We start from the raw sequence: 19,970 nt of genomic DNA, 5'->3' as shown, positions 1-19,970 counted from the left end.
GAAGGGTTGTATATGGACCGGATATTGCCCATGTCAGAAAGAGTGCCTGTAGATGAAACTTTACAGGCGCTTGAGTATATAAAATATGAAAGAAATAGGGAAGCTGTAAAACAATATTTTGAAGATGTTATGCCATTTAGCGAATCAACATCTATAAAATATCGTAGAAGACTATTTGAACGGTATTTAGTATTGGAAGACCGTCAGGTTGTTTACACCCCTTTTCTGGAATTGATTAGTGGAATCGATAGTTATCAAACGAAGAAGGAAATCCTTTTTTACATGACTGTTGTTAAAACTGTAACACTTCAAATTGTATTAAAGGATATATATAAAGGTTTATTAAATAAGAGTTTTACAAGGACTGACCTAATGGACTATTTAACGCTGCGAATGACAGAACATAAACCTTCATCTGTTGAGAAGACATTATCAGTTTTAACAACCATACTAAAAGACTTTAATATTGTATCTGTCAAAGAAGACCCGATAAAATATGAAACGATTTTTATTGTGAATGAACGATTGCGACCGACTAATAAGACAGTGGCATTCAGTTTATACTATGAATTTTTTGTAATTCAGGACAATCGAATACCAAATACAGAGAGATTACATAATGCGGAGTCTTTTAAATATTTATTAATTGACCGCTTTCTAGCAGATCGTTATATAAAATGGCTGGTTGCAAATAATTATTTAGAATTCTATAAAATGGGGGCAAATGAGCAATTCCAATTTACATGCTCTTCATTAAATGACTTTGTCAAAAAGGTGATGGCAAATGTTGAAGCATAGAATAAATTCAAAATTATCGTCAATGGCAAAAAGGAAGTTATTATTTATTATTGGGGAACACCAAAAAGGAAAAACAAACGGAGTTAAAGATTATTTAATTGAACGATTTGGGGATTCTTGGGACAAACATTATATTGATTTGGGGTTATATTTGCAAGAAGAAGTAAGACAAGAACAAATTGATACATATAGTATGTTCCCAGAGGAATTTGAATATGATTCTGTTAATATAATTGCCCAACTTTTTAATAATAAAGAAGACGATCTTTTAGTAATTGACCACTGCGAATGGTTGTTTGCTGAGAAACAAACAGAGTGGCTAAAAATAATAATGAGCGAAACCGAAGAGAATAGGACAATTATTGTTATTGTTCCAGATGAGTTTAGAGAACTAGTACCATCACATGCGTACAGTGTTATTAATTGGGGAGGAGGATTACAATGAAGGTAAGGGATATCATTGAAGTACCGGATATAGATAAAATAGTAAAATTAAAAGAAAATTTGTTGGAAGATGCAGACCATCAAAAGAAAGAAGAACTACTGAAAGGTTATGTAATCACTAGTAATGTAGAAGAAAATTTAGAAAGTTTCTTTTATAGTATTGTAACGGCACCTGAGAAGGGAAAAGGATTCCAAATTACTGGTTTACCGGGTTCTGGTAAATCACACTTTTTATCTGTAATCGGATTATTGATGAAAAATGAAAAAGCATTTGATTTACTTCAATTAAAAAGTGAAACAATCAAAAAAGGAAAATCATTTGTGGAAGGCAAAAGGGTATTTACTGTACCAATTGTTGCAGAAGAGGGAGGAGCAAATGTTTCCTTAGAAGATATGTTTTTTAAAGCAGCAGAGGATATTACAGGTTTTCCCTTTACAGATGAAAGCGATTATATTCGTCAGTTTGAAGAGGCGATTATTGGCAATGAAAACTTTAATCGGAAATTTTCGGATTTTATAAGTGAAAAGTCTAGTCAGAGATATAGAAGTTGGTTCGATATTAAAGAAAAATTAAATAGTAAACGATCCATAACAGGAGCAGCGAAGGAATTTATTAATAAAGAAAAGATTTCCTTCTTTAATCCAGATCGTGGACGTACTGAGCGAATAGAATATTTATTTAATTATTTAGAGGAAGAAAACTTTGATGGACTCTTAGTGTTAATCGATGAGTTATCTGAATATCTGAATGATAGAGGAAATAATGCTAGAAATGACGCTTTATTTTTAAAACAGTTATTAGAGTATAAAAGTAAATTGCCCGCTTGGATAATTGGTTCATTTCTTAATGCATTGAATGATATTACAGTACCTGACGTATATCAGTTAATGAGAGACCGTTTTCCTTCTGAAAATCAGTTACGTTTAACTGTAACAGATGTAGAAGATATCATTGACCAACGACTAATAGTTAAAAATAATAAGGATAGAATCAGAGAAATTGCTACAGTCCTTGAAGACAAATACAATGCCTTTAAAAAAACCGATCTTAACCAGTTTCTTAAAACGTATCCTTTGCACCCTGAAACTTTAAACTTATTGTCAAAGTCCCTTCGATTCTTATCCCGACAAAGGTCTCTTGTTGACTTCATATTAACAGAAGTGAAAGGTAATAAGGACGGGGAAGGTATATTAGATAAAGACGAAAAGCATTTAGTAACCCCAGATCGTATATACACTCACTTTCAAGATCGTATAAAAGAGGATGCGAGTAAAAGAGATATCTTTGAAATAATCTATGCTTATTACATGGGGCTTGAAGGGGACGCAAAAGGAAGAGTAAGTGAATTATTTGATGGTGACGAAAAGGAATATGCTATAAGGTTAATAAACCTAATGACACTATTGAAGGTCTTGGATTCGGAAGAGGAATACAATGTAAGGGATTTAACTTATATGATTCAATATCCAAAACTTAAAGGGGATTTAGCAGAGAGTAAAGTAAATAAAATACTTTATAAAATGTTCGACAAGGGCCGGTATATTGAGTTTATAGATAAAGAAAATGATGGAGATAACATTTACTATATAAGTAAAGACACAAGTGTAGTAACAAAAATTAAGAATGATACGAAACAGGTTTTAAACACACTTGAAAGCAAGAACAGTTCTATTATTGTGGACGAGGTAATGAAAGCACTTGTAACAGAGCCGCTTCCAATTTCTCAGTATAATGAACCGTCAACATATACAGCAGCGAAATGGAATAATACAGAACGCCAAGGGATTGTCCAATATGGTCGTGTAGACGAGATTGGGAAAAAGGAAATATTGAATCGTGCTTTAAGAAATATTAAGGACTCTGAAACTGATTACTACCTGCTTATTGGAACATTTTTAGATATTGATTATCAAAGACAATTTTTTAAACAAGCAGTAGATTCTATATTAGAAGGAAATGTTACTAATTTAACCCTATTTGGAGGTAGCAAAGATACAACAAAAGAATTAGACAGACGATTATTAAAAAATATAATTTGCTGGCTCCCATCTAAAGAATTAGATGGTCCTGAAGGAAAAAAGGAACTTGAAGAACTTAAGCGTTATTACGCCTATTTGAGGGTTTTACAAAAATATGAAGAAGACTATAAATACTCTGCTACAAATGAATTAGAAGAGGCAATCAAGAAGGTTAAGGAATTTATTTATAATGATGAGGAAAAAGTACAAAGCATTCTACGAAATTTATATTTGGATGGTTCAATTTTCAACTATGAAGGTGAATTAGGCGATACTATATTATCAGCAGAGTCTTTTACCAAAATCATTCAATCAATCATTTCAGCCGCTTTAAAACTTTCGTTTAGTGATCATACTTTTATTAGACCTGAAGAATATATTCCACTATCCGAGCAAATGCTTAACAGGTTCATTGGTAATTATATATTCGGAGTAAAGGATTTTAACGATGCGCCTCACAATGAACAGAGGATTATTACACATATTGTTCAAAAGTTCGGAGAGATTGAACAAATTGAGGGAAAAACAAAATTCAGACTAAATAGTAATGATAATAAATTAATTAAATTAGTTATTGATACTGTTTCGAATTCCAATTCAGGTGAGGTTACTTATAACGAATTGTTTAAAACAGTGAGAAAGTCATCATTCGGTCCAGATAAAAATACGGTTGAACTATTATTTTCGCTACTTATGAAAAAGGGTTATTTACTTCCTGTGAAGAGTGATGAGCGAATACAATTACCACAAGTAAAACTGCCAATAAAAACTGGAATTCATAAATTTCAATTAGGACAATTTGTTGATACCAAATTTATAGAACCTTTAATGAAATTAACATTGGTTTTATTTGGTCAACGTTTTGAAAAGGAAGACTTAGCCTATCAAGAGGAATTATGGGAAGACTTAGTCTCATATAAACAAAAAACGCTCGATAATATCGAATTACTACAACATAAAATTGAACAATTCCAAAGTGATATTCAACTAGATAGAAGTAGTTTCAGTAAAACTTACTCAATTGTTGAATCAATAAAACAATTTGTTGATAATGTGGAAGAGTTAAATGGATCTAAAGACGGATTAGAATACTTTGTATCGCAAAATATGCAGTTATTTGAGGGTGGCAAGTTACAAGAACTTGATAATGCCTATCAAAAAGTTGTTGATTGGTTTTTTGAGACAAACGAACAAAGCAATCAATCAGAAGTAGTAATGGTATTCAATCAGATGAATGATAACAAATTAGTCATTCCTTCAGCAAATAAGTATCAAACACTTAGAAAGCAAAAAGACGTGGTTGACAGTTATTTAATGGGTGGAGATGTATTAATATTTGATAATGCTAAAGAGAGGTTACTAAAAGAGTCTAGAGCCTTAAAAAAGCAATATGAAAAACTATATGTAATTGAGCATCATGAACAAAATAATCAAGAAGTATTCCAAGCCATAGAAGGTATAAGATACAGTGAAGATTACTTATTCCTTGAAAAGATTAATCAAATTGAAAACATTAGTGTTGATTATGACTTTATTAATATTCAGGCAGACTTAGCAAAAGAATGGAACAAGGCTTGTCATGAATCCCCTTCTAGGTTCCTAGAAAGTAATTGGACGTGTACTTGTGGTTTTGAACTAGGTAGCCAAATCACAGTAAACAACCCAGCAGACTTTATAGATGCAATTAATGAAGCAATAAATAAATATATGTATTCATTAACAGAAACGTTTAATAGGGATAAAATTAAAAAAAGAATCGATTACCTTAAGGAAATAAAAAAACAAACTAATGTTGTTTTATTGGCTGAAAAAATGCTTGAGTTAGAACTAGATGCAAATATTACAAATAAGTACCGTGTATTATTGGAAGAACATCCAGAATTAATTGCATTTATTAACGAAGCCCTTAGTGCGGATGCTAAGGTAGTTGAACGTGATATCAACAAACTAATAGAGGCGTTTGCAAATAAGGCATATCCAAAACGAGAGTTGTTATCAAAGTTCAAGAAAATGATAGATGCTCAGGGAAGTATTGACGATGATCAATATATAAAGTTTGTAGACATTGAGGATTGATAAAAAATGGCAAACGAAATTTATAAGTATTATTTAGCAAAATATATTGAAATGATAAAAGATACTGTTCCCATGCATCCAATTATATTTCTGAGGGATTATAATGGTCTATTTATGAACATTGAGGATATAGATATTGCTCTTCTATATCCTCACCATGTTTATACGATAGAGGACCATCACGAGTTTAGAAAAAGATATGAACATCTTAAACATGCAATAAATAAAGATGATTATTATATTTTTATTGTTAATAACCCCGATTTAATAAATAAAATACAGGATTTTACTAGTCGCGCATATGAAAAGGTGATTCATGAAGTAAATTTAAAGGATTTTCTAAATCAGATTGAGCTAGGCCTAAATTGGCATGAGCGAATAAATGACTATAGGGCAATTGATATTGGAAAAATCTTTGAACGTTTACTTATGTATAGGAAGTCTATACCAAAGAAAAATATCAGTCGGGAAGAAACAGACCTAATTCTTCTATCCGCAATTTATGATATGGATGCAACTAAACTAACTGACTTGGCAGATTGCTATATATACTATCGAAACATTTTAGATGTTTATAGTAGAAATAAGCCACTAGATGTTGAGATTAATTTACAAAACTTAATCATATCAGTATTTAAATATTTCCATGCTGAATTTGTTGGAAATAAAATAAGAAATTCCTCATTTGAATCTTTTGATGATGCAATATGGATTTCTCTTGTACTAAAACAATTTAATCAATTAACGGATGAAAACCTACAAAAAGTTTTAGAAAATGATTACACAGAGTTGAAAGATTTAGATTTCAATGAATTAGTTACTTTGGCAGAAAGAGTTGAAAGAAAAGAAAAGAAATTATATCTACAAAAGCGAGATCAAGCAGAAAAACTCATTAGAAGATGTGATATTTCCTTATATCAAAAAGCAGAAGATTATGTTTTATTCGTTAAGGAAAATCAAAATTCCCCAACATCGATTGTTACAGGAATAAAAAGTGTTTTGAAAGATTTTAATTTAGAAGGTGCAAAAAAATTATACAGGTATTCCTTTGAGGATTTAAAAGAGGTATCAAATATAGTTGAAGGTATACCTTATCAAATTAAATCTGTAATAAGTGCACAAACGTTTTTAAAATCCTTAGTAACTTGGTTAGATAATATTTATGAATTAGAAGGGGACACAGTCAATTTAATTAACTCTATAAGTGATTACAACCAATGGTTTCAATTATTTACTGAAAAGTTATATAACTTAGAATATGAACTCAGCGAAATTAGATATACTTTGGATACAGAATCATTTATTGAATCTAGAAGATATGGGGCTTTAGAAATAAGATTAAATAATATTTTAAATGTTTTCAGAAAATCATTTGCGAAGTATATTGAAGATCATTATTCACACTGGTTTGATCACGGTTCAGAGCAACCAGTATTAAACCATAGCGTTTCAAAACTTGTACCAGTAGAAACGGATAAGGTAGTATTTGCTATTTTTGATGGTATGAGGTATGACGCATGGAAGAAGGTTGTTGAACCATATTTCCAATCCCTATTTGGCGAAAGGGAAGTATCCTATGGTCATAGTTTAGCGATGTTACCATCAATTACCTCTCTGTCACGTGAAGCCATTTATAGTAACATTCGCTCTAGTTATGGTAGCGAAATTAATTATATAACAAAATCAGAAAGTGAAGCAAGACAACAAGTAGTAAGAGATTCTTTATTAATGGATAAGCGTATAAACATTCTCATTTTTAATATGTTTGATAAGGAAGGCCATTCCTCTACACAAGGATTGTCTGTTTTTTATAAAAGACAGATAGAGGTATTTGAAGCAAGTATCAGGGAGTTAATCAATGCCCTACCTGAAGATGTTCATATCGTTATTGCATCAGACCATGGTTTTGCAAAGATTAATCATTATATAAAAGTGGATGATGCGAGTATGGTGAAATCTAGGTTTGTTGTTTCCGCAAATGAAGTTCCTGAAAGTATTAAGATAGGTGACTATAAATTATCCTATACGGATAAGGGCTACTATTATGGTGGAGGAGAACGAGATTTATATAGCCATGGAGGAGCAAGTTTTGAAGAAGTCATTTTACCATTTATTCACATTAAACCTAAAAAGTCTACAAAAATGGCCATTAATGAATCAATTAATGATATCATTTATAAATTGATTGTAAGAGAAGAAGAAATAAGTTTAAATCTATCTCTAAACAACAAAGAAAAAGTAATTTTAGATACTTTAAGTCGAATGAATCAATTAACAACCAGAGATATTGAAAGTATGCTTATTAATAAGTTCGGTGAAGCTGGTATGGTAGATGGTATGATGAAGCGCTTGAACCGAAAATTAACAAAGAGTGGAGAATTAAAGTTAGATATCAGTTCAGCAGGTGAAATTATTGTTTATAAATTAGTACGATAAATTTAAGGTAGGTGAAATCAAATGAGTGAGTCTGTTACAAGTAATATTATAAAAGCATTAAGAAATGGTACAGTTCCTGCTGAGGGTACGGAAAAAATTGCAGTAGGTATTGATAAAGAACTAGAGCAAATAGAAAGCCAGTTAAATGACGTACAAAGTGGTAGAACGGATTTTAAATTTGTTATTGGAGATTATGGATCAGGTAAAACCTTTTTTAGTACATCTGTAAGAGAATTAGCGTTTGATAAAAACTTTGTTGTATCTTCAGTTGTAATTTCTCAGGAAGCACCACTCCATAAATTTGAGGTTTTATATAAAAAAATCATGGATGGTATGCGGGTTAAGGATAACAAGAATGTTCCAGCATTTACATTTATCTTGGAGGAATGGTTATTAAGTGTTGAAGATAAAGTAATTGAAATAACTGGATTAGATCCTGATGAAGACCGGGAATCATTTAATGCAGAGATGACAAAACAAATTGACCTTGAACTACAGGTTATCGGAGCAATAGCAGCATCTTTTTCTAGTGCTGTTAGGTCATTTTATAATGCTAAATATGAAGGTAACACGGCACTTTCGCAAGCAGGAGTTGCATGGCTGAAAGGGGATAAGGTGCCAAGGCAATATAAGTCAGAATTAAAAGTTACAGGTGAGGTAATGAGAGAAAATGCTTTTGAGTTTTTTAGAGCATTATTACATATGATTCAAGCAACTGGTTATAATGGGTTATTAATTCTTTTCGATGAAGTTGAAACTGTGCAGAAATTAATGACGAAGCAGATGAGAGATAATGCTTATGAGAACTTACGCTTGTTTATTGATGAGGCAGATAGTAATGGTTTTCCTAACTGTTACTTCTTATATACAGGAACTACGGAATTAATGGAAAGTGAACGTGGAATTAAGAGTCTTGAGCCACTTCATCAAAGGCTTAAAGTGGAAAAGGATGAGCAGTTCCGAAACTTACGGCAACCAGTAATTTTTCTAGACTCTTTCAATAAAGAAAAGTTAAATTCCGTTGCAAGAAAAGTAAGAGATATACATTCAGATGTTTTCAATTGGGACGCTACAAGAAAAGTAAGTGATGCGTTTTTAGAAAATCTAGTTAATGAAATGACAACAGGATTTGGTGGAGAAATAGCCATAAAGCCAAGAGGATTCTTAAGGACGTTAGTTGATATTTTAGATAAGTCTGAGATGTATGAAACCTATATTCCAGAAGAGAAATTTGAATTTAATGCTGATGTCCGAAAGTTAGTTGAAGAAACGGAAAATGAATCGGCACATATTATTAACTTTTAGGTGATGTATAATGAGTAATTTTCATATATTATGTGAACCTCTACAAAATGGCATTATTTCAAAATTAGGCTGGAGAAGTCTAACATTAATTCAAGAGATGACAATACCCGAAGTAATTAACGGGAAGAACCTGGTATTATTAGCACCAACAGCCGGCGGAAAGACTGAAGCAGCATTTTTTCCAATACTCCATAATATACACACCGAAGGGCTAGAAGGCCTTTCGGTTATTTATGTTTCTCCTATTAAGGCTTTATTAAATAATCAAGAAGAACGACTCAATAAACTTTCCTCTTTTGTATATCGGAATGCTTTTAAGTGGCATGGTGATGTGGAAAGAGGGGAAAAAGAAAAGTATTTCAAGGAACCTTCGGGTATTTTGATGATTACTCCAGAATCTTTAGAAGTTATTTTATTGAACAAAAGAATAGACAAAGGTGAACTGTTTAAAAATGTAAGGTCAATAGTAATAGATGAAATTCATTCATTTGCGGATGGAGAAAGGGGAGTCCACTTAATGGCAGTTCTAGAACGAATACAAGAATATTCTAACCATGATATTCAACGTATTGGTTTATCTGCTACAGTCGGAAATCCTGAACAAATAAGTGAATGGCTACAAGGTAGCAGTAAACGTCAACGAGGTGTTATTGACCCTCCTAAAGAAAACAAGCCAAAGAAAATAGAAATTAAATATGTTTATGATGAAGAACAAATAGGAAATGAAGTGTATAAAAGAGCCTTTGGGAAGAAAGCATTATTATTTTCTAATAGCAGAACTGGTGCAGAAGGAATTAAAAATGTATTACAGGAAAAGGGAATAGAATCATATGTTCATCACTCGTCTATTAATAAATATTTTAGGGAAGTTGCTGAGGAGAAATTCAAATTAGGTAAAAACAGCACTATTATTGCAACTAGTACTCTGGAATTAGGGATTGACATAGGGGACTTAGATGTAGTATTACAACTTGATTCACCCTATTCCGTTTCATCTTTTCTTCAAAGGATGGGACGAACAGGGCGGCGTAAGGGGAGTGTAGGACATTTTGTGTTTTTTCCAACAAAAGAGGAAAAACTTGTAATATCAATTGCTATTCTTAATTTGGCAATGAGAGGTTGGGTAGAAAATGTTCAAGTGACTAAAAAGTCATTTGATTTAATGTTTCATCAGATTCTGATGCTTTCTTTAGCATATATGGGAATAAATAAAGAACTAGCCTACAAGATTTTGACTAAGTCCTATTCATTTTCTGCGATATCTCAACCAGATTATTATGATCTATTAAATCACATGCTAGAAGAACAATTTATCCAAATTGAAAGGAACAATATCTTTATTAATTCCGAAACAGAAAAGAAATTTGGAAGAAGTAATTTTATGGAACTTTACACAACCTTTGAAACAAATAAAGAGTTTACGGTACGCTTTAAAAATAGAACAATTGGTACTCTGGAGAGATGGTATGTTAATGCACTTGGAGATGAATTTCTATTCACTCTTGCAGGAGCCCACTGGCAAACATTAAAAATTGATTATGAACGGTCAATTGTTTATGTAGAAGAAGCAAAGCACTCTCTACCACCAAGATGGATGTCAGATAGTAGGTTTTTTCCTTATGAACTTGCTCAAGAAATTTTAAAAATAGTTACTTCTGAAGAGAAGTATAATTATTTAAATTCAAATGAATTATTAGTCCTATCTAGATATCGTGAAGAACTAAGGATGTCAGGATTACAAGATAACACTTTAATCATTGAAGAAAGAAAAGATGGTTATATTTTTACTACATATGCTGGTAATAAAGTAAATTATACAATAGCCAATTCTATTCGTACTTCTAACAATTGTTTTGATATAAGTAATTTAACTTGGAAGGGTTTCAAATTAAAATGTGAGAATAGAGATATGCTCCCTGAATTATCTGAAATAACAGCAGTGATTAATCATGTTAAGAATGGCGAATTTTACGATAAAGATATAATATTGCAACTGAAAGAGATCGTACCAGATGTCTCCTTTTCAAAGTATCAAAAATACCTCCCATCAAAGTTTAGAAAAGAACAATCTGCTGAGTATGTATATGATATAGACACAACCTTAAAATACTTAAATAGAGTTGAGATTAAAGGAATTAAAGATTTTATTTGAAAAGTGTAATTGTATTATATAATTTTTTATAGTGTGGGTGAAATGAACATGAAAAAATGCGTATACCATTAAGTATAAGAAACCATTAGTAAATTAATTTTTGGGAATTAAGTAAGGTGAATTTAAAACTATTCATAAGTTTTTGTAGCCTAAGATATATTTTTACACAAATTTTACACATCGCTCGTACAAATTCTTATAAACTCAATACCTTTTGCCCAATTTCGACTCCGACCACCGGTATCTATAGATGAAATTGAGTTAATTTTAAAAAACAAAAAACACTCCTAAATGTTAATACATCAATGTTTTGGGGTGTTTTTTGTTTTTTGTGAAAATGCTTAGATTGTTTTTGGAGTAGTAATCTTATAGTTTGTAGTAGACAATTAATGTACATTACACAAATTCTACGCAGCATAAATTTTAATATCAACTGACATTGTGAAGAATGTACTTAAAGGTAATAAGGAGTAACGTTTTGAATGATTAGATTACCGGGGATGAAGTATTTTATTAGAATTATCCGGGATACACATTACATTTCCCATACTTTAAATAAAACAAAAGCCAACCCTCCAAAAATAATAGGAAATGTTGGCTTTCTCTTTATTAGCTACGAATGTTATGAGTAGCAACCATTAAATCTAATAATTCTTTAGGTGTATGGATGATTTTATCAGGTTGAATGGATGATAGGGGGATGTCTTTTTTTCGATGATTCATCCAAATTGAATACCATCCAGCTTTCTTTGCGCCTATTACATCATTATCAAATGAATCTCCAATGTACACGGTATGATTTTTATTTAAGAGAAGCTTTTTTTCAACGGTTTCGAAAGCAAGAAGAGCTGGTTTTGCACTTCCGATTGCTCCGGATATAAAAATATGTTCTTCGGGAATCCATCTGGTTAAACCAAGCTGGTTAATTTTCATCAGTTGATGCTGGTGAGGTCCATTTGTTAGAATACCAAGCTGTTTTCCTTTATGACTTAGTAATTCTAATAACCTTTCGATTTCTGGATAAAGAGTGATCTTCTTTTGCTCTTCTTCATAAGTCCTTTGAAAGGTAATAGCTTCATTTTCGTTAATTTCAATTTCAAACTCTTTGCATGCAGCCATGATCCGATAGGTATGTAACTCTAGTAATGAGACAGTTCCTGCTTCACTTTTATCGAATAACCGTTCACTATGCTTTCTGCTAGAAATATAGAGTTTTTCAATCGAAATATCAGTTAAATGTTTAAAATTTGAAGTGAACGCATTTTTAAATGGCTTTAATTGATCATATAACGTGTCATCTACATCAAAAATGATAGTATCCATATACACATTCCTCTCCCTTTTTATAGCCTTTATTAATATGATAACATATTTATTTCACAATCAAGGTTTAAAAATTGCAACAATGATGTTGTAATAACCTGTTATTAACGAAATAAAATAACATGATAAAATGAGTACATAAGATCAAGAAAGCGCTAACAAACTTTTAGCAAACTTGCAATTGTGTTATTAATGGAAATAATGCAATTCTAAAGGAGGTGGGAAAATGATTGAACTATCAAAAAGGCAATATCATTTAATAAAAACGATGCTAAGTAATCAAGAGTATAAAACAGTTAAATACTACTCTGATATGTTGAAAGTTTCTCAAAGAACACTACATAACGACTTAAAAGGATTGGAAAAATTCATTTGTCAATTTGGGCTAATGCTTAAAAAGAAACCTAGCATGGGAATCAAAATAAGTGGGGAAATGAATAAAAAATTGGATGTTCTAAAATATTTAAAAACCAAATTTAAAAATGGGGAAATTCAAGATCTTTCACCTCAAGATAGAAAAGTACAAATTACCAAAATGCTGTTGATAGAGGAAAAGGTACTATCATATCAGGGATTATCTGATCAATTTTTTGTTAGCAAATCTTCTATTGCTGCTGATATGGAGAAGATTCATTCAGACTTAAATAGTTACACTGTAGAAATTAAGGGGGACCAAAAGGGAACCTATATAACGGGAACAGAATCCCAAATACAATATACTTTAAAAATATTTAATGAAGAATTGTATAAAAAGTCCAAAGTTGAGGATAATCCTGGAATTGATAAATTTAGAAATGTACTAATTCAACATTATCCAACTGAAATCGTAAATACTTGTTTTAGCGCAGTGAGGAAAGTTGAAAAAAGTTTAGCCAACCCGATTGCCGAACATTATTTAACAACCCTATTCAATACAATTGTGGTCCTCTGCTATAGGGCCTCAAAACAAAAACATCATTCAGAAGTAATAAATAATAGCCTTATCTTTGATGAAGTAAACAACCTCAAAACATATTTATTAGCTAAAAATATCCTCGATGATATACAACAAGAATTATCAGTACTTTTTACAACTGAAGATACAATCTACCTAAATCAATATTTAGTTGCAATTGGAATTGAACCTCTTTATCAGCTAAATTCAATTACCGAAAAATATACAACTCTTGTTGTAGAAATTATACAGAAAATGAGTAGTGTGCTGAAAGTGGACTTAACAAAGGATAAGAAGCTATTTGAAGGGTTAGTTTCTCATATAATACCTATGATTTATCGAATGAAAACAGGCATTATCGTAAAAAATCCTCTATTGAATCAAATCAAAGATGAATATTCAGTCATGATGGGTGTTAGCTGGTTTGTCACATCGATAATTGAAGAAGCATTTGATGTCCATTTAACTGAAGATGAAGTAGCATTTATGATGGTTCATTTTCAAGCAGCATTAGAAAGAAATACAAGTTATAGAAAAGTCTTAATCGTTTGCCCTAATGGAATTGGTACTTCTGAGCTAATTGCAAACAAAGTAAAGCAAGTCCTACCCGCTTTATGTGTAATAGAAGTTATTCAAATTGAAAAGCTTTATCAAATAAATATTGAAACTGTTGATTTTATCATCTCAGCAATTCCAATAAAGATTACTACTAAACCAGTAATCTATGTTTCTCCATTAGTATCCAATACAGATATTAAAAACATTATAAACTTTTATGCAGACCTATTTTTAATAAAAGAAGAACAAAAGGAAGTCTTAGGTAATTATCCAGATATTCCGCACTTATCAAAGTTTATTCATGCGGATTCTATTTTCTTAAATAATAAAATGAGAGATCAGAAGGAAGTATTGGATTTTTTAATTCAGAAGCTAAAAAAGTCAAATGATATTCTACCTGGATTCGAAGAGTCTGTCTACAACCGAGAAAAGGTGGGAACAACAGCTTTGGATACAGGAGTTGCTATTCCCCATGGTACGCCCAAATTTGTGGTTAATACAAGAATCTTGATTTTAACCACAGAGGATATGCTTGATTGGGGGGGAACGAAAGTTGATACAGTTATACTCATTTGTATTTCGCCTAATGACCTTAAAAACGTTAAAAACATACTAAGTGATATCTATAAATTGATAGAAACAAGAAAGAGTGTTAAGGAATATTTATCAGCTAATACAGCAACAGGAATATTACATCTAATTGAAGGAGGTGATAACGTTGATAAAGAAAGAGTTCATTTATTTAAATAATGAGTTAACAAGCCGTAATGAGATCATAAAAAATATGAGTGAAGATGTGTTTAAGACTGGAATGATTAATGATGTTGATACTTATGTAAATGCTGTTCTAAAGAGAGAAGAAGTATTTCCAACAACAGTTGGTTTTAATGTAAGTATCCCTCATGGTAAATCAGATGCTGTTATATCTCCCTTTGTTACCTTTATGAGAACTAAGGAGCCAATAATATGGGATGAAAATAACAAGGAAAAAGCACAGTTAATTTTTATGATTGGTGTTCCAATGGATCAAAAAGATAAGCTGCATTTAAAAATTTTAGCTGAAATTAGTAAGAATCTAATGAATGAAAATTTTAGAAGTAGCTTACTTGAAGCTGAAACGGTTAATGAAGCCTATCAGCTATTAAAATGCATTGAAGAAAATATTTATGCTGAAGAAATGGGGAATGTAAAGTGAAAATTGTTGGGGTTACAGCGTGTACTACAGGAATTGCACATACTTATATGGCACAAGAAGCATTAGAAAAGGAATGTGCAAAGCGAGGCTATGAAGTCAAAATTGAAACTCAAGGTGGAATGGGAATCGACAATGAGTTAACAGAAGAAGAAATTAATGGTGCTGATGCAGTTATTTTAGCCATTGCGATTGGAATTGAAGGAGAAGAACGATTTGAGGAAAAACAAGACCAAGGTAAGGTTTTAACCCTGGATCCTTCAAACGTCATTAAGAATGTAAAGGGTGTCGTAGACCAATTAGAAAATTTATAGGAGGAAATACTATGGCAACCAATTGGAAAAGAGTGGGGGAAGAGCTTAAAAAGGCATTTAGTACAGGTGTTTCTTTCATGATGCCTTCAGTAGTAGTAGGTGGGATATTTCTAGCGATTGCATTAGCATCCGGAACGGCAACTGATGAAGGAATGGTTGTTACAAATCCTTTTCTTCAAAACTTAAATGTAATAGGTTCTGCTGGCTTTGCGATGATGATTCCAATATTAGCAGGGTATATTGCATATTCTATTGCGGGAAAACCAGGATTAATTCCAGGGATGATAGCGGGCTTTATCGCCAATAACCCTGTTGGTCTTGATGGAGTTAAGACGGGCTTCCTCGGTGCTATGATTTTAGGTATTGTTGCGGGGTATATCGCAAAGTATGTTAAGACATGGAAAGTTCCAACCACAATCAAGACGATTATGCCTATCTTAATCATACCAATCATAACAACGTTTATTACTTGCATGGGATATATTTATTTCTTGGCTAATCCTCTAGCAGGTCTTGTTGATGGTGTATTTACTCTATTTGCATCGCTACAAGGTGGTAGTGCAATCATATTAGGCATAGTTATTGGAGCTTTTACAGCAATTGATATGGGTGGTCCAATTAACAAAACAGTTACAGCGTTTACATTAGCATTAATGGCTGAAGGAATTTTTGAACCCAATGGTGCGCATAGAATTGCAGTAGCAATTCCGCCATTAGGGATGGCTTTGTCTACCTTCATTTCAAGAAGAAAATATACTGAGGAAGAACGTGGATTGGGTGTTAGTGCCGGATTCATGGGGTTAATCGGTATAACAGAAGGAGCTATTCCATTTGCTGTTAAAGATATGAAACGTGTAATTCCTGCGATCATGATTGGTAGTGCTGTTGGTGGGGGACTAGGAATGCTTCATAATGTTGGAACCTTTGTTCCGCACGGAGGATTAATTGTTATTGGTGCTGTTGATGGGAAACTGTGGTACTTCTTAGCAATGTTAATTGGAACAGTTGTAACCGCTGGTATATTACATTTTACAAAACCAGATGTTGTAGCAAAGCCAACTATAGAAGATAAAAAGAATGTAACAGAAGCAGTCTAACAAAAAGTAATTTAGGAGGAATGAACGTGAAAAATGTACCGATTAAATCAACTGTAGAAGCGATATTGGAGCTTCAAAAAGAAGGGAAAGGCGCTACATTACTTGGGATTGGACCAATGTCAGCTAATCTATTACAAGCAAGTTTTGAATTAGCTAGAGACGAGGATTTTCCAGTAATGTTTATTGCTAGTCGTAATCAGGTTGATATGGACGAATTAGGTGGTGGCTATGTAAATGGTTGGAATCAACAAACCTTTGTAGAAGCCATTCGCAATACGGCTAAGGAAACAGAATTTGATGGTCTCTATTATGTCTGTCGCGATCATGGTGGTCCTTGGCAAAGAGATAAAGAAAGAAACGATCATTTACCCGCAGAACAAGCGATGGAGTATGGAAAGAAATCTTATCTAGCAGATATTGAAGCTGGTTTTGACTTGCTGATGATTGATCCTACGAAAGATCCGTTTGAAGTAGGGAAAGTTGTTCCATTAGAAACGGTCATTAGTCGAACGGTTGAACTAATTGAGTACTGTGAAAAGGAAAGAACAGAAAGAAACTTACCTGAAATCGGCTATGAAGTAGGGACAGAAGAAACAAATGGAGGGTTAACATCCACAGAAACGTATGAAACTTTTATTAATAGATTAAAAGAAGAACTTGGAAGTAAAGGTCTTCCAATGCCAACGTTTATTGTGGGTCAAACAGGAACGTTGACAAGAAAAACAGAACAAGCTGGAACGTTTAATTTCCATAATGCATACGAGCTTGCGCAAATGGCAAAAAAGTACGGGGTCGGATTAAAAGAACACAATGGAGACTACCTCGATGATGTAACACTAATGGAGCATATACCTTCCAATATTGTTGCAACAAATGTTGCTCCACAGTATGGAACAGAGGAAACAAGAGCATATTTAAAACTTGCAGAAGTTGAACAAAGATTAGTAGATTATGGTTTAATTGAGGATCAATCTAAAATAAGAAAAACCCTTTTAGTTCATGCAATTAAAAGTGAACGTTGGAGAAAATGGATGGTCGGAGATCAAAGGAATTTAACAGTTGAAGAAATTATGAAAGATAACGAATTATCTGCGGAAATCCTAGATATTGCAGGTCACTATACGTTTAATGATGCAGAAGTGAAAGAAGAGATTAATAAGCTATATTCAAACTTAAGCAAATTAAACATTAATGGACAAAGATTTGTCGTAGATCATATTAAACGTCCAATTCGTGACTATGTTGAATGCTATAACTTAAAAGGGTCCACTTCGAGAATTATAGATAAACTACAATCCTCCGAAGTGATTCAAATAGGTTAAAGAGTACTTTTTTTCCAAGACAAATGTCATTTCTATTTGATGTGCATAGGGTTCAGATTGGCAGTCGGAAACTCTATGCATGTCAAAATAGTGTTGGATAATAGTGATCCAACATCGACATTTAGAGATTCTCTATAAAATAAATGTATATTATTTATTTTATAGAGTCAACTATCGGTGTTCATTGAATTGAGGATAGGTAGTAAATCGCCCCTTCTATCGTTCCTGCTTTAATAACGTTATCAAACAATTTAAATTAGAAAGATACGTCTCCTGAATAATTGTTATATTCGCTGAAGTAAGCTAAATAGTTTCCTCATCAATCCTCCTACTTTTTCATTTCTTTTTTTCTGTAATCATGAGACTAAAACAGGTATATATCAATTTCTGTTAAAATAAGGATAAAAAAGTGTTCTATCCGAGGTGCAATCGCTCAAACTAGGAATCTACGAAGAAATCATAAATAAGAAATTAAAAAATGAACTAGCAAACCTTGATAATAGCTCATTTGAACTAGGAAAAGAAAAGCTCGACATAGAAGAAGCTAGAAAAATGCTTTCTTCCTACATATCTACAATCACAAGAAAAGCACTAAAATCCCTTAGAGAAAATCAAAATGAAGATTCTGAAGCATTATTTCAACAAATTAAGGTGTGTAATGAGATCATTGAGCTGCTTAGTATGAAGCTTGATGATGAAGAGTTTAGAAGCTTACAAATTGAGGAAGAGGGAGAAGTTCTTACTTCGATTTATTCACGTCTTAATTCTATAAAGAGTATTAGAAGGGATGAAGTTATTCGACCAGTAACACCAATTTCGCAAAGCTCTTTATTTACTGGATCAAATTATGAGCCAAATATGCTTGGGGAGTTAAAGAAAGAGATTTTGACTTCTAATCAAATAGATATGCTTGTTTCTTTTATTAAGTGGAGTGGCGTTAGGTGAATTATTGAGGAATTGAAGGAGTTTACTGATCGAGGTGGAGAGTTAAGAGTTATTACCACGTCGTATATGGAAGCGACTGATTTTAAAGCGATTGAAGAATTGAGTAAGCTTTCTAATACAGTGATCAAGGTTTCCTATGATGTTGAACGAACTAGACTTCATGCAAAGGCTTACCTTTTTAAAAGAGACACAGGCTTTACAACTGCATATATTGGTTCTTCCAATTTATCAAATCCTGCGTTAACCTCAGGGCTAGAGTGGAATTTGAAGGTAACGGAGAAGGATTCCTTTGATATCGTTAGAAAATTTGAAGCTACATTTGAAAGCTATTGGAATGACAAGGAATTTCAACCATTTGATTATACAAATCAGCAAGATCAGGAGTTACTTCGGAAAGCTTTATCTAAAAAGAAGCAACCAACTGACCAAGATTTGAGTTTTGTCTTTGATATTCGACCATTTCATTACCAAAAGGAAATTCTAGAAAAGCTAGAGGTTGAACGTATGGTGTTTGGTCGATATAAGAATATCGTTGTTGCGGCTCCAGGGGTTGGAAAGACCGTTATATCTGCATTTGATTTCAAACGATTTTATACAAGTAATGGGAATAGAGCAATATTCTTATTTGTAGCTCATAGAGAGGAAATTTTAAAACAAAGATTAGATACCTTTCGCGGGATTTTAAAAGACCAAAACTTTGGTGAAATGCTAGTAGGCAATCATGTTCCATCATCGTTAGATACTTTATTTACAAGTATTCAAAGCTTTAACAGTAAAAAGTTATATGAAAAAACAACGAGTGAATTTTACGATTATATCATTGTCGATGAATTTCACCATGCCGCTGCTGTAGAAGCAAGGGGACGAATCTCTTGCTTCTTTCGTTTCACTAAGCGAAGGAAGCTCAAGAAACCTTACCAGTGCTTCCTTCAAAAATACCTGAATATTAATGCGGTCTGCCAAAAACAAACCAAAAAGTCAAAGTTGAGATAAATATTAAAAATTTTTGCTTCAAATGATGACCTCATTTTTATTTGGTAAAAATTGCTACCACA

Annotated in this window: 12 protein-coding genes and 1 pseudogene; 12 read left to right on the top strand and 1 reads right to left on the bottom strand. The window is 32.5% G+C overall.

Annotated elements, in window-relative coordinates; genetic code table 11:
• Positions 1-12 precede the first annotated feature (12 nt).
• From D9842_RS06675 to D9842_RS06650, 6 genes are read left to right on the top strand one after another with little or no spacing between them, the layout of a single operon-like run.
• Positions 13-798 carry a hypothetical protein gene (locus tag D9842_RS06675; protein WP_121661847.1) on the top strand — a complete coding sequence of 262 codons (786 nt, stop codon included), beginning with the start codon at positions 13-15 and terminating at the stop codon, positions 796-798.
• Positions 785-1,243 (top strand): hypothetical protein, encoded by a 459-nt coding sequence (locus D9842_RS06670; protein WP_121661846.1) that lies wholly within the window; start codon positions 785-787, stop codon positions 1,241-1,243. The genes D9842_RS06675 and D9842_RS06670 overlap by 14 nt, the downstream gene beginning before the upstream one ends.
• Entirely contained in the window at positions 1,240-5,337 is a 4,098-nt protein-coding gene (locus D9842_RS06665; RefSeq protein WP_121661845.1) for a DUF6079 family protein, read from the top strand. The genes D9842_RS06670 and D9842_RS06665 overlap by 4 nt, the downstream gene beginning before the upstream one ends.
• A 6-nt stretch (positions 5,338-5,343) precedes the next feature.
• Entirely contained in the window at positions 5,344-7,773 is a 2,430-nt protein-coding gene (locus D9842_RS06660) for a PglZ domain-containing protein (RefSeq protein ID WP_121661844.1), read from the top strand.
• A gap of 21 nt (positions 7,774-7,794) precedes the next feature.
• Positions 7,795-9,078: a BREX system ATP-binding protein BrxD gene (gene brxD, locus D9842_RS06655; RefSeq protein ID WP_121661843.1), complete on the top strand. Its 1,284-nt coding sequence runs from the start codon at positions 7,795-7,797 to the stop codon at positions 9,076-9,078.
• Positions 9,079-9,088: 10 nt separating this feature from the next.
• Positions 9,089-11,230: a DEAD/DEAH box helicase gene (locus D9842_RS06650; protein WP_121661842.1), complete on the top strand. Its 2,142-nt coding sequence runs from the start codon at positions 9,089-9,091 to the stop codon at positions 11,228-11,230.
• A gap of 609 nt (positions 11,231-11,839) precedes the next feature.
• On the opposite strand, the gene D9842_RS06645 is transcribed toward D9842_RS06650, so the two are convergent.
• Positions 11,840-12,553 (bottom strand): HAD family hydrolase, encoded by a 714-nt coding sequence (locus D9842_RS06645; protein ID WP_121661841.1) that lies wholly within the window; start codon positions 12,551-12,553, stop codon positions 11,840-11,842.
• 226 nt (positions 12,554-12,779) lie between these two features.
• Here D9842_RS06645 and D9842_RS06640 point away from each other — a divergent pair, with 226 nt between their 5' ends.
• The 6 genes and pseudogenes from D9842_RS06640 to D9842_RS06615 form a co-directional block, all read left to right on the top strand.
• A complete protein-coding gene (locus tag D9842_RS06640; RefSeq protein ID WP_121661840.1) occupies positions 12,780-14,795 on the top strand; it encodes a BglG family transcription antiterminator in 2,016 nt (671 codons plus the stop codon).
• Entirely contained in the window at positions 14,764-15,240 is a 477-nt protein-coding gene (locus D9842_RS06635; protein ID WP_162987335.1) for a PTS sugar transporter subunit IIA, read from the top strand. The genes D9842_RS06640 and D9842_RS06635 overlap by 32 nt, the downstream gene beginning before the upstream one ends.
• On the top strand, positions 15,237-15,551 hold the full coding sequence (locus tag D9842_RS06630; protein WP_121661838.1) for a PTS fructose transporter subunit IIB: 315 nt from the start codon (positions 15,237-15,239) through the stop codon (positions 15,549-15,551). The genes D9842_RS06635 and D9842_RS06630 overlap by 4 nt, the downstream gene beginning before the upstream one ends.
• A gap of 11 nt (positions 15,552-15,562) precedes the next feature.
• Positions 15,563-16,648, top strand: a complete 1,086-nt coding sequence (locus D9842_RS06625) for a PTS fructose transporter subunit IIC (protein ID WP_121661837.1) — start codon at positions 15,563-15,565, stop codon at positions 16,646-16,648.
• A gap of 26 nt (positions 16,649-16,674) precedes the next feature.
• Entirely contained in the window at positions 16,675-17,970 is a 1,296-nt protein-coding gene (locus D9842_RS06620) for a class II D-tagatose-bisphosphate aldolase non-catalytic subunit (protein ID WP_121661836.1), read from the top strand.
• 423 nt (positions 17,971-18,393) lie between these two features.
• Positions 18,394-19,764 (top strand): annotated as a pseudogene (locus D9842_RS06615) (DEAD/DEAH box helicase family protein); the annotation flags it as partial.
• Positions 19,765-19,970: the final 206 nt, after the last annotated feature.

The sequence above is a fragment of the Metabacillus litoralis genome, assembly GCF_003667825.1.
In the GTDB taxonomy this organism is placed as follows: Bacteria; Bacillota; Bacilli; order Bacillales; family Bacillaceae; genus Metabacillus; species Metabacillus litoralis_B.
Note: the sequence above shows the minus strand (reverse complement) of the source record. Positions and strands in the feature narration are given on the sequence as shown.

Bases quoted from the DNA above. Each gene is read 5' to 3' on its own strand.
- D9842_RS06675 (WP_121661847.1), top strand. From the start codon at position 13: ATGGACCGGATATTGCCCATGTCAGAAAGAGTGCCTGTAGATGAAACT.
- D9842_RS06670 (WP_121661846.1), top strand. From the start codon at position 785: ATGTTGAAGCATAGAATAAATTCAAAATTATCGTCAATGGCAAAAAGG.
- D9842_RS06665 (WP_121661845.1), top strand. From the start codon at position 1,240: ATGAAGGTAAGGGATATCATTGAAGTACCGGATATAGATAAAATAGTA.
- D9842_RS06660 (WP_121661844.1), top strand. From the start codon at position 5,344: ATGGCAAACGAAATTTATAAGTATTATTTAGCAAAATATATTGAAATG.
- brxD (WP_121661843.1), top strand. From the start codon at position 7,795: ATGAGTGAGTCTGTTACAAGTAATATTATAAAAGCATTAAGAAATGGT.
- D9842_RS06650 (WP_121661842.1), top strand. From the start codon at position 9,089: ATGAGTAATTTTCATATATTATGTGAACCTCTACAAAATGGCATTATT.
- D9842_RS06645 (WP_121661841.1), bottom strand. From the start codon at position 12,553: ATGGATACTATCATTTTTGATGTAGATGACACGTTATATGATCAATTA.
- D9842_RS06640 (WP_121661840.1), top strand. From the start codon at position 12,780: ATGATTGAACTATCAAAAAGGCAATATCATTTAATAAAAACGATGCTA.
- D9842_RS06625 (WP_121661837.1), top strand. From the start codon at position 15,563: ATGGCAACCAATTGGAAAAGAGTGGGGGAAGAGCTTAAAAAGGCATTT.